14 protein-coding genes are annotated in these 14,950 nt (G+C 69.8%); 5 read left to right on the top strand and 9 right to left on the bottom strand.

Translation table 11 applies throughout. From position 1 onward, the window contains the following. Positions 1 to 84: 84 nt before the first annotated feature. Complete coding sequence (locus tag ABT313_RS04645; RefSeq protein ID WP_350848649.1) at positions 85 to 582, top strand: helix-turn-helix domain-containing protein; 498 nt, start codon at positions 85 to 87, stop codon at positions 580 to 582. Beyond that, positions 579 to 1,454 (top strand): IS3 family transposase, encoded by an 876-nt coding sequence (locus ABT313_RS04650; protein WP_350848651.1) that lies wholly within the window; start codon positions 579 to 581, stop codon positions 1,452 to 1,454. Before ABT313_RS04645 ends, ABT313_RS04650 begins: the two co-directional genes overlap by 4 nt. A 79-nt stretch (positions 1,455 to 1,533) precedes the next feature. Here ABT313_RS04650 and ABT313_RS04655 read toward each other — a convergent pair whose 3' ends face one another. The 5 genes from ABT313_RS04655 to ABT313_RS04675 form a co-directional block, all read right to left on the bottom strand. Continuing rightward, positions 1,534 to 2,628 (bottom strand): mannose-1-phosphate guanylyltransferase, encoded by a 1,095-nt coding sequence (locus tag ABT313_RS04655; protein WP_350848653.1) that lies wholly within the window; start codon positions 2,626 to 2,628, stop codon positions 1,534 to 1,536. Positions 2,629 to 2,639: 11 nt separating this feature from the next. Continuing rightward, positions 2,640 to 3,710: an NAD(+)/NADH kinase gene (locus ABT313_RS04660; protein WP_350848655.1), complete on the bottom strand. Its 1,071-nt coding sequence runs from the start codon at positions 3,708 to 3,710 to the stop codon at positions 2,640 to 2,642. A 123-nt stretch (positions 3,711 to 3,833) separates the two neighbouring features. Next, a complete protein-coding gene (locus ABT313_RS04665) occupies positions 3,834 to 4,916 on the bottom strand; it encodes a hemolysin family protein (protein WP_350848657.1) in 1,083 nt (360 codons plus the stop codon). After that, positions 4,913 to 6,250 carry a hemolysin family protein gene (locus ABT313_RS04670; RefSeq protein WP_350848659.1) on the bottom strand — a complete coding sequence of 446 codons (1,338 nt, stop codon included), beginning with the start codon at positions 6,248 to 6,250 and terminating at the stop codon, positions 4,913 to 4,915. The genes ABT313_RS04665 and ABT313_RS04670 overlap by 4 nt, the downstream gene beginning before the upstream one ends. A gap of 104 nt (positions 6,251 to 6,354) precedes the next feature. Beyond that, on the bottom strand, positions 6,355 to 7,197 hold the full coding sequence (locus ABT313_RS04675) for an SDR family NAD(P)-dependent oxidoreductase (RefSeq protein WP_350848661.1): 843 nt from the start codon (positions 7,195 to 7,197) through the stop codon (positions 6,355 to 6,357). A gap of 70 nt (positions 7,198 to 7,267) precedes the next feature. Between ABT313_RS04675 and ABT313_RS04680 the strand changes: the two genes are divergently transcribed. Continuing rightward, on the top strand, positions 7,268 to 8,191 hold the full coding sequence (locus ABT313_RS04680; RefSeq protein WP_350848663.1) for a LysR family transcriptional regulator: 924 nt from the start codon (positions 7,268 to 7,270) through the stop codon (positions 8,189 to 8,191). A gap of 18 nt (positions 8,192 to 8,209) precedes the next feature. Here ABT313_RS04680 and ABT313_RS04685 read toward each other — a convergent pair whose 3' ends face one another. After that, a complete protein-coding gene (locus ABT313_RS04685; protein ID WP_502883931.1) occupies positions 8,210 to 8,515 on the bottom strand; it encodes a twin-arginine translocase TatA/TatE family subunit in 306 nt (101 codons plus the stop codon). A 67-nt stretch (positions 8,516 to 8,582) separates the two neighbouring features. On the opposite strand from ABT313_RS04685, the gene ABT313_RS04690 reads away from it, so the two are divergent. Together ABT313_RS04690 and ABT313_RS04695 are read left to right on the top strand one after the other, a co-directional pair. Then, complete coding sequence (locus tag ABT313_RS04690; protein ID WP_350848665.1) at positions 8,583 to 9,260, top strand: TIGR03089 family protein; 678 nt, start codon at positions 8,583 to 8,585, stop codon at positions 9,258 to 9,260. A gap of 15 nt (positions 9,261 to 9,275) precedes the next feature. Further along, on the top strand, positions 9,276 to 10,064 hold the full coding sequence (locus ABT313_RS04695) for an SDR family NAD(P)-dependent oxidoreductase (RefSeq protein WP_350848667.1): 789 nt from the start codon (positions 9,276 to 9,278) through the stop codon (positions 10,062 to 10,064). Here the strand turns inward: ABT313_RS04695 and ABT313_RS04700 are convergent. From ABT313_RS04700 to galE, 3 genes are all read right to left on the bottom strand, one after another. Beyond that, on the bottom strand, positions 10,061 to 13,249 hold the full coding sequence (locus tag ABT313_RS04700; RefSeq protein ID WP_350848669.1) for an AAA family ATPase: 3,189 nt from the start codon (positions 13,247 to 13,249) through the stop codon (positions 10,061 to 10,063). The genes ABT313_RS04695 and ABT313_RS04700 overlap by 4 nt on opposite strands. A 45-nt stretch (positions 13,250 to 13,294) precedes the next feature. Beyond that, positions 13,295 to 13,714, bottom strand: a complete 420-nt coding sequence (locus tag ABT313_RS04705) for a cyclic nucleotide-binding domain-containing protein (RefSeq protein ID WP_350848671.1) — start codon at positions 13,712 to 13,714, stop codon at positions 13,295 to 13,297. Positions 13,715 to 13,815: 101 nt separating this feature from the next. Then, on the bottom strand, positions 13,816 to 14,769 hold the full coding sequence (galE, locus tag ABT313_RS04710) for a UDP-glucose 4-epimerase GalE (RefSeq protein ID WP_350848673.1): 954 nt from the start codon (positions 14,767 to 14,769) through the stop codon (positions 13,816 to 13,818). Between the last annotated feature and the right edge of the window lie 181 nt (positions 14,770 to 14,950).

Raw genomic sequence — 14,950 nt, forward strand, 5'->3', positions numbered from 1 at the left:
GAAGAAACGCCCCCGGGAGTCGAGTGAACCGCTCCCCAGAAGTTGGACTGAGAAATTCAGTTCCGATTCCTGGGGAGCGTTCGTATGGATGGTCGTAGTTCGTTGTCGGTGGGGCAGCGTGAGCGGGCGGTAGCGTCGTTCGGGGAGGGTTTGGGGTATCGCTCGGTGGCGGGGTTGCTGGGTGTGGCAGTCTGGCCGGTCAAGCGGCTGTATCGCCGCTGGCAGGTCTGGGGCAGAGGAGCGTTGGTGACCAAGCCGACGAAGCGCTCGTACTCGTTCGAGTTCAAGCTGGCTGTGGTGAAGAGGTTCCTGGCTGGCGAGTCAGCGACGGTGCTGGCGGCCGAGCATCAACTGTCCGCGCCGGAGCTGGTGAAGAAGTGGGCACGGACGTATCGGCGCGAGGGTGCCGACGGGCTACGGCCGAAGCCGAAGGGCCGGCCACCGAAAGCTGGGCAGGGCCCGGACGCGCCGGTCCGGGCGGAGTCGGAGCTGGAACAGCTCCGTCGCGAGGTCGAGCGGTTGCGGGCAGAGAACGCCTACCTGGGAAAAGTGCGGGCCTTGAGGGATCAAGAACGGCGGTGAAGGTTGCCGCTGTGGTCGCCCTCAAGGCTGAACATCGTCTGGACTTGCTGCTGCAGATCGCCGGGCTGGCCCGGTCCACGTTCTTCTACCACCAGGCCCGTCTGGCTCGACCGGATCCGCGCGCCGAGTTGAAGACCGCGATCACGGCCGTGTTCGAGAACAGCCACCGCCGTTACGGGCACCGGCGAGTCCACGCCGTACTGGCCCGGCAGGGCTGGCGGGTGGCGAAGAAGACCGTCCTGAAGCTGATGCGCCGACTTGGACTCCTCTGCCCGGTACGGCGCAAGAAGCGCTACAACTCCTACCGAGCCCACACCGGTGAGGCCGGCCGGACCGCGCCGAACCTGCTGAACCGGGACTTCACCGCGACCGCCCCGAACCACAAATGGGTCACCGACGTCACCGAATTCAGGGTCGGGGACCGCAAGCTCTACCTGTCCCCGGTGATGGACCTGTTCGACCACCAGATCATCGCCTACGCGATCGGCAACTCCCCGAACCTGGCCCTGACCAACAACTCGCTCCGCGACGCCCTCGCGACCCTCGATCCCGGCCGCGAACCCGGTCAGGCGCCGCTGGTGCACTCCGACCAAGGCTTCCAGTATCAACACCCCACCTGGCAGCGGCTGCTCGCCGACGCCGGCGCGACCCAATCGATGTCTCGCAAAGCCAACTGCTACGACAACGCCGTCATCGAGAACTGGTTCGGGCACCTCAAAGAAGAACTCTTCAACCACACCCGATACGCCTCCGTCGACGCACTGACCGAAGCACTGCACGAGTACGTCGGCTGGTACAACAACCACCGCATCTCCACACAACTCGAGGGCCTGAGCCCGGTGCACTACCGGACCCAGACCCTCGCAGCCTAGAAACCCTCTATAACCTCTTACTTAACCAATCCAACTTCCGGGGACCAGTTCAGAGCTCCCGGGGGCGTTTCTTGTGGAACTAGATGTAGTTCGCGTGGTCGGACTGGACCTGGGCGACCAGGTCCTTGACGCGTTCGCCGTCGGACAGCGGGCAGACCATCGTGACGTCCTGGGTGTGGACGATGATGTGGCTGCGGAGGCCGACTGCGGCCACCAGGTGGTCCGGGTCGTCGGTGACGATGATGTTGTCGTGGGAGTCGAGCAGGCAGCTCAGCGTGATGCTGTCGGTGCGGTTGCCGTTGGGGTCGGCGTCGTACGTGTCGGCCAGCGCGGCCCACGAACCCACGTCGAGCCAGTGGACGGGCATCGGTACGACGACCACGTCCGCGTCGACCTTGCCCTGGGAGGCCGGCTCCATCACCGCGTAGTCGACTGAGATCTTCTGCAGGTTCGGGTAGATCTCGTCGAGGGTCGCGTCGCGCTCAGGCGTGTCCCACACCGCGGCGACGTCACGCAGCCGGGCGGCCGACTCGGGCAGCAGCGCGTCGAGCACCGACAGCACCGTCGACGCCTGCCAGACGAACATTCCGGAGTTCCACCAGAACCGCCCGGTCGCGAGGTACTCCTCGGCCGTCGCCCGGTCCGGCTTCTCCCGGAAACGGTCCACGACGAAGGCCCTCGTCCCGTCGATGGCGTCACCACGCTCGATGTACCCCAGCCCGGTGTGCGGATGCGTCGGCTCGATGCCGAACGTGACCAGTGACTGCGGGCGCGCCTCCACCACCTCGAAGCCGTGCTCGATCGCCGCCCGGAACTCGTCCTCCGGGCTGATCAGGTGATCCGACCCGACAAATGCGACCACCGCGTCGGGATCGTTCCGCGCCACCACAGCAGACGCGAGCCCGACGGCGTTGGCGGTGTCCCGCCGGGCCGGCTCACCGATGATGTTGTGCGGACCGAGCTCGGGCAGCTCCTGACGTACGACGTCGGTGATCGCGCCGACCGTGCAGACGTAGATGTTGTCCGGCTCGACCAGTCCCAGCAGCCGGTTGTACGCCACCCGGAGCAGCGATTGTCCCGCCGCCAGCGGCAGCACCTGCTTCGGCCTGTCGTCTCTGGACATCGGCCACAGCCGCGTCCCCGAACCACCCGCCAGGATCACCACGTTTCGCATGAGGAAAGACCCTACCGGTCGTCACCAGGTGCTAGCGGGATCCGCAGGTGCTTCAGGTCGGGCGGAACAGGTGAATCCGCCGGCTGCCAGAACAGCTCGGCTTCGCCGTCGAGTGCCGTCGCTGGTGCGTCGGTGAGCTTGAAGCGGTCCCGCAGGCGCCCGTAGAAGTCCGCCGGCCGCAGCCGCACGAGCCGCAACCGTTGCGGCGACCCGTACACGCCGATCCAGTCGCCCGGGTCGAGCACGCCGCGCAACTGCCCGTCGATACTCACGGCAGCCTGCCCCGAATGCGGCAGTACCCGCAGCGCAATCGGCTCGTCCGGCGCTGCGACAACCGTTCGATTGAAGGTCATGTGCGGAGCGACCGGAGTGAACACGATCGCCTCGGTGTTCGGCGACAGGATCGGTCCGCCGGCCGCGAAGCTGTACGCCGTCGACCCGGTCGGCGTCGCCACGATCACGGCATCGGCGGAGTACGACGCCAGCAGCCGGCCGGACAGGTACACGCCGAGCGCGACCTGGTGATCGCGGGCCAGCTTCTCCACGACCACGTCGTTCAGCGCGGTCACGTCGAGCGCCATCCCCCACCCGTCGCCCTCGGCCATCTCGTGCCGCACCGGCGGTGGCGGCAGCGCCGGCCCGTGCCCGTACCGCAGCAAGGACTCGATCCCGTGCGGGATCTCCAGCGGCCGCGACGCCCGCATGGTCAGCGTCATCCGCTCCTCGTACGTCGCTCCGCCGTGGTGCACCGCCTCCAGGGCGGGCTCGACGTCGCGGCAGGCCACCTCGGTCAGGAACCCGACCTTGCCCAGGTCGACCCCGAGCACGGCCGCGTTGTTCTTCGCCGCGATCCGCGCCCCACGCAGGAACGTTCCATCACCGCCGAGCGTGACGACGAGGTCGGGATCGCCCGCGTGATGCAGCTCGTCGGTCCCGCTGCGACGTTCCTTGTGGTCCTTCCAGACATCGATGTCGGTGCAGCCGATGCCGTGATCGGCCGCCCACTTGCGCACGGTCTCGGCCGTCTGCACCGCGACCGGCCGCCCCTGGTGAACCACAAGCCCAATCCGGCTGATCGCCACGCCACCCCTCCGTTCGCCACTCCTGCCCCACACCGTAGCCCCCACCGCACCTTGTGCACCCACCAACCGCCCGAGGGCGGTTCAGATGGTTGGTGGGTGCACAAGGTGCGGCTCGGCGTGGGGTTAGGAGGGCGGGAGGTGGGTGGTGGTGGCGCTGATGATCGGGTCGGTCTCGTCGTCGAACTCGCCGATGACCTCCTCGAGCAGATCCTCGAGCGCGACCACGCCGATCGCCACGTCGCCACCGCAGACGACGGCGAGCTGCGCGCGTTCGTCGCGCATCGTGCGGATCGCCTTCGCGACCGGCGTCCGGTCGCCGAGCTCGAGCGCCGGCATCATCAGGTCCGATGCATGTGCGGCGGTGTCGCCGGCCGTCGTCGCGCGGGCGGCGTCGCGGACGTGCACGATGCCGCAGATCCCCCGGGAATCGTCAGGGCCCGAGCTGACCACCGCGAGCCGCGAGTGCCCCTCGCGCCGGCTGGTCAGCTCGACCTCGCGAGCCGATGCGGTCGAAGGCACCGTCGAGAGCTCGGCGATCGGTGTCATCACCTGACCGACCGTGGTGTTCTGCAGTGCGAGCATCGCGGTCAGCAGTTCGTGCTCGGGCTCTTCGAGCGTGCCGTGTTCGCGCGAGGACTCGATCAGCAGCCGGAGCTCGTCCGGGCCGTGGGCGTTGGCGATCTCGTTCTGCGGTGTGACCTTCACCAGCCGCAGACACAGGTTGGCGAGCCAGTTGAGCGCGATCAGCAGCGGCCGGAAGACCCAGGTGAATCCGCGGAACGGCATCGCCAGTACCAGGGCCGACCGCTCGGGATCGCTGATCGCCCACGACTTCGGCGCCATCTCGCCGAGCAGGACGTGCAGCAGACCGATCCCGCCGACCGCGATGATCAGCGCGATCACATGACCGACGCCCTCGGGGACGTGTGCCAGCTCGAACAACGGATGCAGCAGGTGCGCAACCGCCGGCTCGCTCAACGACCCGAGACCCAAGGTGCACAAGGTGATCCCGAGCTGCGCACCGGCCAGCATCAGCGACAACTCGCTGACCCCGGCGAGCGCGGCCCGGGCGGCCAGGCTGCCGGACGCGGCCGCTTCCTCCAGCCGGTGCCGCTTCGACGCGACCAGCGCGAACTCGGCGGCGACGAAGAACCCGTTCAGCGCCAGCAGTACGGCGGAGATGATCAGCGCCCACGTCGTACTCATGCCGTCCGCTCCATCACCACGATGCCGGGCACGCGACGTTCGATGGTCTGCACGGTCAGCCGCACGTACTCCGTCGGGATCGGCCGGCCGTCGTGGTCGATCCGCTGCGGCAGCTCCACCGCGATCTCATCACCGATCAGCGGCAGTCGTCCGAGCCGCGCCAGCACCAGGCCGGACACGGTCTCGTAGTCGTCGCCCTCAGGCAGCTGTACGCCGGTTGCCTCCTCGACCTGATCGAGTCGCCAGCGAGCCGGTACCACCCACGACCCGTCGCCGCCCTGCACCAGACCGGTCTCCGGGAGATCGTCCTCGTCGCGGATCTCGCCGACCAGCTCCTCCGCGATGTCCTCGAGCGACACGATCCCCGCGAAACCGCCGTACTCGTCGACCACGATCGCGAGCTGGCGCCGTGCGACCCGCAGCCGCTCGAGTACGCCGGGCAGCGGCAACGTCGTGGGTACGGCGACCGGGGGCGAGGCCAGCGAGCCGACGGCGATCTGTGCCCGGTCGGCCGGCTCCAGCTCGACCACGTCGCCGATCGCGACCACGCCGACCACCTCGTCGACCGAGTCGCCGATCACCGGGAACCTGCTGTGCCCGGTGTCCTGCAGCTCGACCACCCGGGTGAGCGGCTCGTCGCGATGCATCGTCACCACGTCCACGCGCGGGACCATCGCCTCGCCCGCAGTACGGCCGCGGAAGTCCAGACCGCGATCGAGCAGCCGCATGGTGTCCTGGTCCAGCAGGCCCTGCTCGTACGAGGTCTCGATGATCCGGTCGAGCTCCTTCGGGGTCGCGCCCTGCGGCAACTCCTCGACCGGTTCGATCCCGACCCGGCGGAGGATCCGGTTCGACGCCGAGTCGAACAGGTGGATCACCGGTCCGGCGAGGCGCAGGTACCACAGCGTCGACCGGGACAGCCGCAGCGCGATCGCCTCGGCCTTCGCGATCGCGAGGTTCTTCGGCGCCAGCTCGCCGAGCACCATCTGGATGATCGTTGCCAACAGCAACGCCAGGATCACCGAGATCGACATGCTCACCGCATCCGGTACGCCGGCCGAGCCGAGCAGGTGCCGCAGGCCCTCGCCGAGATACGGCTCTGCGAAGTACCCGGCCAGCAACGCGGTGATCGTGATGCCGACCTGCGCGCCGGACAACACGAACGACAGTCGCGCGGTCACCTTCAGTGCGCGGGCAGCGGACGCGTCACCGTCCTCGGCCAGCGTGCGCAGGCGGCTCCGGTCGACGGCGACGTACGCGAACTCCTGGGAGACGAAGTAGCCGGTGGCAACGGTCAGCACCAGGATCAGGCCCAGGCCGGCCAGGATCAGCATGGAACGACCTTATGAGAACTCCACCGATTGCAGTACTGCGGGGCCGGTGGCGTCGCACCCGCACGGAAGTTAGGCTAGCCTAACTCGGTTGGGCGGACGGGGGCTTATCGAGGGGCGGACGGCTTCCAGGCGAGGACCTTGCCGTCGCGGACCAGTTCGCCGTACTGCGCCGGGTCGACGTGGTCGGCCAGGATCAGGTCGGCGATGGGCTTCACCGCCTCGGCCGGCGACTTGGCCTGGCTGAAGTCGTCGAACCAGGGGCGCGACGCACGGGTATCCACCAGCCCCGGGCAGACGGACGCGATCAGCGTGCTGTCGGCGAGGTCCTGCTCACGCCGCTCGGCCGCTACTGCGCGGACCGCGGCGACCTGAGCGACCTTCGACGGCAGGTTGATCCACTCCGGCCAGCCCTGCGCCACCGCCGTACCGTCGTGCACCGCTGCCCGCCACTCCTCCACCACCTTCTCGACGTCCTCCAAGCTCGCGCCGTCGAACCGCCCCCACAACCCCTCCGGCAACTGCTCCAACGTCCCCAACGAACTCGCCACCACGATCAACCGCCCACCAGCCCGCACCCGAGGCCCGAAAGCCCGCAACACGTACTGCGCCCCCAGATTCGCCACATCCACGAACCCATCCACCTGCTCCCCAGGCGCCTTCCCCGGCTCCAACGGCCCCACCGCGTTGGAAACCACAATGTCAACAACCCCCAGTTCCTCCGCCAACCCCCGCACAGCCCCCTCATCCGTAACGTCCAGCGTCTTCCCCTCAACCCGGGCGCGCGGGCCGCGCGAGTTGATCTCGGTGACTGCGGCGGCGACTCGTTCGGGGTTCCTGCCGGTGAGGAGGACCCGGTCTTCGGGGTTCATGCGGTTGGCCAGTTCTTCTACCAATGCATATCCGATGCCTTGGTTGGCGCCGGTTACTACTGCGATTCGCTCGGTCATACGGCCAATGTAGGTCCGGGACTTGCATGAATCCAACGAAAGTTCGGCACAGGTGGTATGCGTAGATGTCATGGACTTCAACGACGTCTCGCTGGTTGCGTTGCGGGTGTTCCGGGAGGTGGCGGAGCGGGGGACGTTCACCGCGGCCGCCTCGGCGCTCGGGTACACGCAGTCCGCGGTCTCGCGGCAGATCGCCGGGCTCGAGCGGGCCGCGGGCAACCAGCTGCTCGAACGCCGTCGCGAAGGTGTCGCGCTGACCCCTGCCGGTCAGGTCGTACTGCGGAACGCCGCCGCCGTACTCGACCAGCTCGACGCGACCGCCCGCGAACTCGCCGGGCTACCGGTCGAAGGCGGGACCGTGCGGCTCGGCTGGTTCCCGAGTGCCGGCGCGGTCTTGTTGCCACGAGCAATCAGCGCGGTACGGCGTACGCACCCGGCGATCACCGTCACCACCCGCGAGGGATCCACGCCCAACCTGGTCCGGGCGCTCCGGGCGGGGACGATCGACCTCGCACTGATCGCGTCCGCGCCGCCGTTCCGGCCGCCGGACGCCGAGTCACCCGCGCTGAAGCTGGAGACCCTCGCCGAGCGCACCCTCCGCCTGGCCGTGCCGACCGGTCACCCGTTGGCGGCACACGACTCGGTGGATGTCGCGGACCTCCGCGGCCAACGCTGGATCGCCGGCCCCACGTCCTCCAACGAACTGTGGATGGGCGTCTGGCCCGGCCTGGACGAACGCCCCGTCATCGCTCACACAGTCCGCGACTGGCTGGCCAAACTCCACCTCGTCGCCGCCGGCGCCGGCCTAACCACAATCTCCGCCTCACTCGCGTCCGCCGTCCCCCCAGGCGTCCGGGTAATCACCGTCCACGGCGGCCCCCAAGAACTCCGCCGCACAATCCTCGCCCGCCTCCCCGGCCGCGTCGCGGAACCCGCAGCCCTACTAGCCGCCGCTCTCCGAACCGCCGCCCTAGAGGTCACCCCACAGACGTAACCCCACGCGCGGGCCCTGCTACTGCGCGGTGCCGCCCTCGACATCTGTGGGGCGAGCCGGCTGGCCGTCTGCCGTCGGCGGGGGTGTAGCTGCTGGGGACTGGGCCGACTGGACGGGAGCTGCCTGAGTTTGTGGCTGGGGCTGGGATGACGTGACCTGCGGGGATTCGTCGTCGTCGCCGTGGCGCGCCTTCTCGAACTCCTTCATGGCGCGGGCGGCGTTCTTGGTCAGCTCCGGCAGCTTCTTGGCGCCGAAGAGCAGGACGACGATGACCAGGATGACGATCCATTCGCCGCCTTCGGGCAGCGCGAGCAGTGGCATCATGACAAGCCTTCTTTCGAGAAAATCCCCCACCACGGTACGCCGGAGTCCGAACCGTAGGCTGGGCCATATGTCACGAGTCCTCCCCGAGCTGTTCGCGGCCGCGGTCCGCCGGGACGGCGGCGCCCCGTTCCTCACGTACTACGACGACGCGACCGGCGAACGGATCGAACTGAGCGCCGTCACCACCGCGAACTGGGTCGCCAAGACCTCGAACCTGCTGGTCGACGAGTACGACCTGGAGTCGGGCGAGACCGTCGCGATCGGCCTGCCGCCGCACTGGCTCGGCGTCGTCTGGGCGCTGTCGACCTGGTCGGTCGGTGCCTCCCTGACCAGCGGCAAAGGCACCCTCGCGATCACCGGCCCCGACTTCGCGATCAGCGGCGAGCGCGAGACTGTCGCCTCGGCCCTCCTCCCGCTCGGCGGCCGCTTCCGTGAGCCGCTCCCGGACGGCATCCAGGACTACGGCGCCGAGGTCTACAACCACCCCGACGTGTTCGTCCCGTTCGACCCGCCGACGCCCGACTCCCCGGCGTACGACGACCGCACGCACGCCGACCTGATCGACGCGGCGGAGCCGATCGGCGACCGCGTCCTGGTCCGGCGGACGCTCACGGACCGGGACGGTCTGGGACTGCTGATCGGCGTGATCTCCGGAGGTGGTTCGATCGTGCTCTGCCGCAACCTGGACGCCGCCAAGCTCGAGCGCCGGGTCGCGGACGAGAAGGTCGACCGGGTACTCGAGTAACAACGGAGGGGTAGCGTGCAGCGGTTCGAAGGAAAGGTCGCACTCGTCACGGCGGCTGCGCAGGGCATCGGGTCCGCGGTCGCGCGGCGGCTGGCCGACGAGGGCGCCTCGGTGGTGGTGACCGATCTCCAGGTGGAGAAGGTCGGCGAGGTCGCCGCAAGCATCGGCGACCGGGCGCTGCCGATCCGCGTCGACGTGACGAACCGGGACGACGTGGACGCGGCCGTCGCCGCCGCGGTCGAGCGGTTCGGCCGGCTGGACGTGGTGGTGAACAACGCCGGCGGCTGCATCGTGTCGACGCCGCCGGAAGACTCCACCGCCGAGCAGTGGCACGCGCAGCTCGACCTGACCCTGATCGGCGCCTCTCGCTGCATCCAGGCCGCCCTCCCGCAGCTGGTGAAGAACCGCGGCAACGTCGTCACGATCAGCTCGGTCAACGGGCTCCAAGCCTTCGGCAACGTCGAGTACGCCGCCGCCAAGGCCGGCCAGATCGCGATGACCGTGAACTACGCGGCCCGGTACGGCGACCTCGGCGTCCGCTTCAATGTCGTTGCCCCAGGCACCATCCGGACGCCGAACTGGGACAACCAGCCAGACACACTGGAGCGGTTCGGCAAGATGTACCCGCTCGGCCGCGTCGGCGAGCCCGAGGACATCGCCGCCGCGGTCGCGTTCCTCGCCTCGGACGACGCGTCCTGGATCACCGGCCACACCCTCCCGGTCGAGGGCGGCGTCCTGACCGGGCCGGGCATGCTCGACCTGTCGACGAGCGGCCCGTTCAAGAAGGACTACCCCGAGGTCTAGGACCCTTCCGGAAGCACGATCCCGAGGTCCAGTGCCGCGGCCAGCGCGGTCTCGCTGCCCGTGGTGCGCCACACGCCCAACAGGGCATGGGCCTGCTCGAGCTTGTTGCCGAAGGCGCCCCAGTCCGCGGCGGCCCGGGTGAAACCGGCCGCCGCGGCAGCCATCTCCCCCGCGAACTCGGCAAGCAGAGCCGACGCGGTGACCGCCGCGTACTCCCGCAGCGGCAGCACCGGATCGAGCAGTCCCGCCAGCGCCCTCGCCGCGTCCGGCTCCCCGACCGCAAGCGCCGCCCGCACAAGAGTAGGCAGCCGAGCCTCGAACTCCAGACTCCCCGGCAGATCCGGCAGGGAGCTCAGCAGCCGCAGAATCTCCATCACCCCGTCGTGGTCGCGGGCGCGGGACCGAATCGTCGCCGCCGGCGACGCGGCGACCGCGATCAGGTCCGGCCAGCCTGCCTCGACCGCCAGCCGGTACGCCTCCTCGGCGTAGTCCCGGCCGACCTCGACCTCGACCGCGGCGAGCGCCGACAGGACCTCGATCCGTCGCAGGACCGTGAACGCCGGACCGGGATCGGCCAGCCGCGCCTCGCAGGCCGCGACCGCCTCCTGTGGCCGGCCGGACTCGACCAGCAGCTGCAGCATCGTGCACCCGATCTGCTGCTCGAGCTCCACCAGCCGCCGGCGCAACGCGAACTCGCGCGCCTGGTCCAGCTCCGCGGCGGCGATCACCGGACCCTCGATCTGCCACAGCACCCAGCCGTAGTTGAGCCAGGTGACCGCCGCCTCCCGGCCCCGGCCGAGGTCGAGCAACGCGGACAGCGCCTCCTTGATGTCGACCAGCCCGCCGGTGTCACCCTGGCTGACCCGGCCGAGCCCCCGGGACTCCAACGCACGGTGCGGTACGTCGTACCCGTGCTCGGCGGCCATCCGCAGCGACCGGTCGGCCGACGCGATCGCCTCGTCGCGGCGGCCCGCGACCAGCCGGACCGTCGCCTGGCCGGCGAGCAACTGCGCCAGCTGCTCGCTCGGGCCGAGATCCTCGAGCATCGCGACGGCGCGATCGACCGTCGCCAGGCTCTCGGTCATGCTGCTCATCGCGTACGTCGACAGCCGCATCGCGTCGGCCAGCCCGCGGACGTCACCGGCCGCCTCGAATCCCGCGATCGCCTCCTGGTACGCCGCCCGCGCCTCCTCGACCCGTCCGGCCAGGAACGCGGCCCAGCCCCACCGTGACAGCACCCGTGGCCGCTCCGGGTCACCGGCGGGCGTGAGCTCGCGAGCCCGGTCGAGCAGCGTCATCGCCTGCCCGGCGTCCAGGTTCATCGCCTGCTCCGCAGCCATCAACTGGTACCGGCGGGCCCGCGGCGCGATCGCGGTGACGGCTTCCTGGTCGTGCGCCGCGGTGGCCAGCTCCAACGCGGTGGTCAGGTGGTACTCGATCATCGCCGGCGTCTCGGCCTGGCAGGCAGCGCAGCGCAGCTCCAGCCAGTCGGCCGCGGCCAGATGGCCGGCGGCCCTGGCGCTGCGAGGCACCTGACCGTAGGCGACATCCCGGGTGAGCGCGTGCCAGAACGCGTACTCGTGCTGCCCGAGCAGGGTGGACTGCCGGACCGGACGCACCAGCTCCTTGCGGGCGAGCTCCTGGAACGCGTTGACCACCTCGCGCGGATCTCGCCCCGCCATCGCCGCCACCCCTTCGGCCCAGAACACCCGGCCGACGACCGCGGCGTCGGCAAGCAGGGCTTTGCGATCAGGTGGCAGTGTGTCCAACCGGGCCGCGATGATCGCCGCGATCCCGGCGGGCAGCTCGTCGGAGGCCGCTTCCGGGCCGCAGTCGGTCACGATCCGCGCCAGTTCCTCGGCATACAGCGGGTTGCCGTCGGCCCGTCGTACCAGCAGGCGCTGGGCCTCCTCCGGCACGGACTGGCCGGCCAGTCGGGTGCTGAGCAGCACCGAGGTCTCGGTGTCGGTGAGCCGCGAAAGCCCAATGGTCAAAGCGTTCTGCGAACCGCCCATCCAGCCCGGGTCGCGTTCGAGCAGCTCGGGACGCCCGGTCGTGACGACGACCAGCGGCAGGTCGGTCGTCCACTGCGCGAGGTGCGCGACGAAGGCGAGCAGGGCGTCCGACGCCCAGTGCAGGTCCTCGAGCACGACGACCGCGGGCCCTGACACGGCAAGGGATTCCAGCAGCTGCCGCCAGGCCGCGAACGACTCCTCCTGCGTGACCGTGCCGGGATCACCCATCACCTCGGCACCGACCAGCGCGCCGGCACGTGCCCGCAACCACGCGCGGTCCGCGCCGTCGGGCAGGACCGCGTCCAGCTTGGCGGCCGCCTGCTCGGGCGGGTCGCTGTCGAGGATCCCGGCCTGTGCCTTGAAGATCTCCGCGACCGGGCCGTACGGTGTCTCGCCGTACGGCAGGCAGCGGCCCTCGCGCCACGTGACCAGCTCGTCGTGCCCGTCCAGCCAGGCGCCGAACTCGGCCACCAGCCGCGACTTGCCGATCCCGGGCTCGCCGAGCAGCGTGACGAACTGCGGTATCCGCTCGGCGAGCGCCCGCTCGAAGGTCATCGTCAGCAGGGCCAGGTCCCGCTGCCGGCCGACCATCGAGGTGGTCAGGTCGCGGATCAGGTCCGCGCCGAACCGGGCCCGCGGCGGACCGGCCCGCCACCGCCGCACCGGCTCGCTGATCCCCTTCGCGGCGACCGGCTCGAGCGTCTCGTACCCGAACACCAGGCTGGTTGCCGAGTGGGTACCCGGCCCGACCACGACCGCACCGGCCGGCGCGGTGGCCTCCAGCCGCGCCGCGCGGTTGACCACCATGCCGGTGACGAAAGGCTCGCCCAGCTCCGGCCGCGCGTCGAGCGAGACCAGCGCCTCCCCGGTGTCGATCCCGATCCGGACCTCGAGCGACAGCTCCGCCACCGCGTCGAGTACGGCGAGCCCGGCGCGGACCGCGCGCTCGGCGTCGTCCTCCCGGGTCCGCGGCGCGCCGAAGACGGCCAGGATCGCGTCCCCGGCGAACTTCTCGACGGTGCCGCCGTACCGCTCGACCGTCGTCCGCAAGGTCGAGTGGTACGGCGCGAGCCACCGGCGGACGTCCTCCGGGTCGGCCGACTCCGAGGCCGTGGTGAAGCCGACCAGGTCGCAGAACAGCACCGAGACGACCTTGCGCTCCTCAGCCATCGCGCGCCGTCGGTTGTCAGTGATCAGCTCAGGCTCAGCTCGGGCTCAGCTCTGGGACTCCAGCGCGCGGATCCGGGCGGTCAGCGCCTTCAGCAGCGCCTGCGCCACCTCGGAGTTCTCCCGCACCAACGGAGCGAAGGCCAGCGACGACAGGGCGAAGGTGGACAGCCCGTCCGGGCCGGCGACGACCGTCGCGGAGCGCGGCTGCCCGTCGATCATCGAGATCTCGCCGAAGTAGTCACCGACGCTCAGCGGCGCCCGGCCGACCCCGTTGACCTCGACCTCGGCCGAGCCTGCCAGGACGACCTGCAGCCCGGCGTCGTTGGCGCCCTGCTCGACGACGTGGCTGCCGGCCGGGATCTTGAGCGTCGTCCCGCGCTCGATCAGGTCGGACAGCGTGTCCTGGGAGAGTCCTTCGAAGAGGTCGATCTTCGCCAGGAACTGCGGCAGGCTCTCGTAACTCATGGATCGCACCCCTCGATCAGTGCCCGGGTCACGGGCAGAACGTGAACTGCGCCACAGGCTACAGCCCGGCGGGGCCTGCTCAGCCCCCGATCAGCAGCGGTTCAGCCCTTCGGCCAGGCTTCCCACGCGGTCGCGAACATGTCGTCGACCGTGTGGGTGTTCTTCCAGGCCAGGTCGCGGGCGGCGAGATCGCCGTTCGCGACCACGCGGGACGGGTCGCCCGGCCGGCGCGGGCCTTCGGTCGGGGTGAAGTCGATACCGGTCACCCGGCGGGCGGCGTCCATGATCTCGCGGACCGACGTACCCGTGCCGCTGCCCAGGTTGTAGACGCGCTCGAGCGTCTTGCCGGACTCGAGCGCCCGGGCGGCCGCGACGTGCGCACGGGCCAGGTCGGCGACGTGCACGTAGTCCTTGACCGACGTACCGTCCGGGGTCGGGTGGTCGGTGCCGTAGATCTGCGGCACCTTTCCCTGGCTGAGCAGGTTGCAGACGATCGGGAACAGGTTGTACGGGCTGGCGTCGTACACCGTCGGATCGCCCGACCCGACCACGTTGAAGTAGCGTAGCGAGGTGTGGTGCAGCTCAACGGCGGCGGCCTGGTCGCGGAGCAGCCACTCCCCGATCAGCTTGGACTCGCCGTACGGCGACTGCGGATCCGGCGCGGTGTCCTCGGTCACCTCTTCGTCCCGCGGCGTCCCGTACACCCCGGCGCTGGATGAGAAGACGATGTTGCGCACCGACTTCTCCGCCATCGCCTCGAGCAGCGACACCATCGCCGTCACGTTCTGCGTGTACGTGTGCAGCGGTCGCTCCACCGACACCCCGGCGTACTTGAACCCGGCGAGATGTACGACGCCGTCCACGCCGTCGAGCGCCTCACGGACCGCCGCACCGTCCAGCAAGTTCGCGCGCACGAACGGCACACCGTCCGGAACGAATTCCGCCTTCCCGCTCGACAGGTCGTCGATCACGACCACATCGATCCCGTCGTTGCGGAACGCCCGCACCACATGCGCTCCGATGTACCCGGCACCGCCAGTCACAAGCCACGTCATACCTCAGATCCTGCCATCCGATTCCGCCAGAACCCCCGTAAACGGGCCGAACCCGTACCAACTAGCAGACAGTTGCCAGCCAGAAATAAGTCAGCTCGGTCCACTCCACCTCGGCCGGCGACAGGTCCACCAGTAGGTCCTCCCGCGTTGCTCCCCTCCACGTACCTGTTGTCGGCCAGGA

It is taken from the genome of Kribbella sp. NPDC000426, from assembly GCF_040300265.1.
In the GTDB taxonomy this organism is placed as follows: domain Bacteria; phylum Actinomycetota; class Actinomycetes; order Propionibacteriales; family Kribbellaceae; genus Kribbella.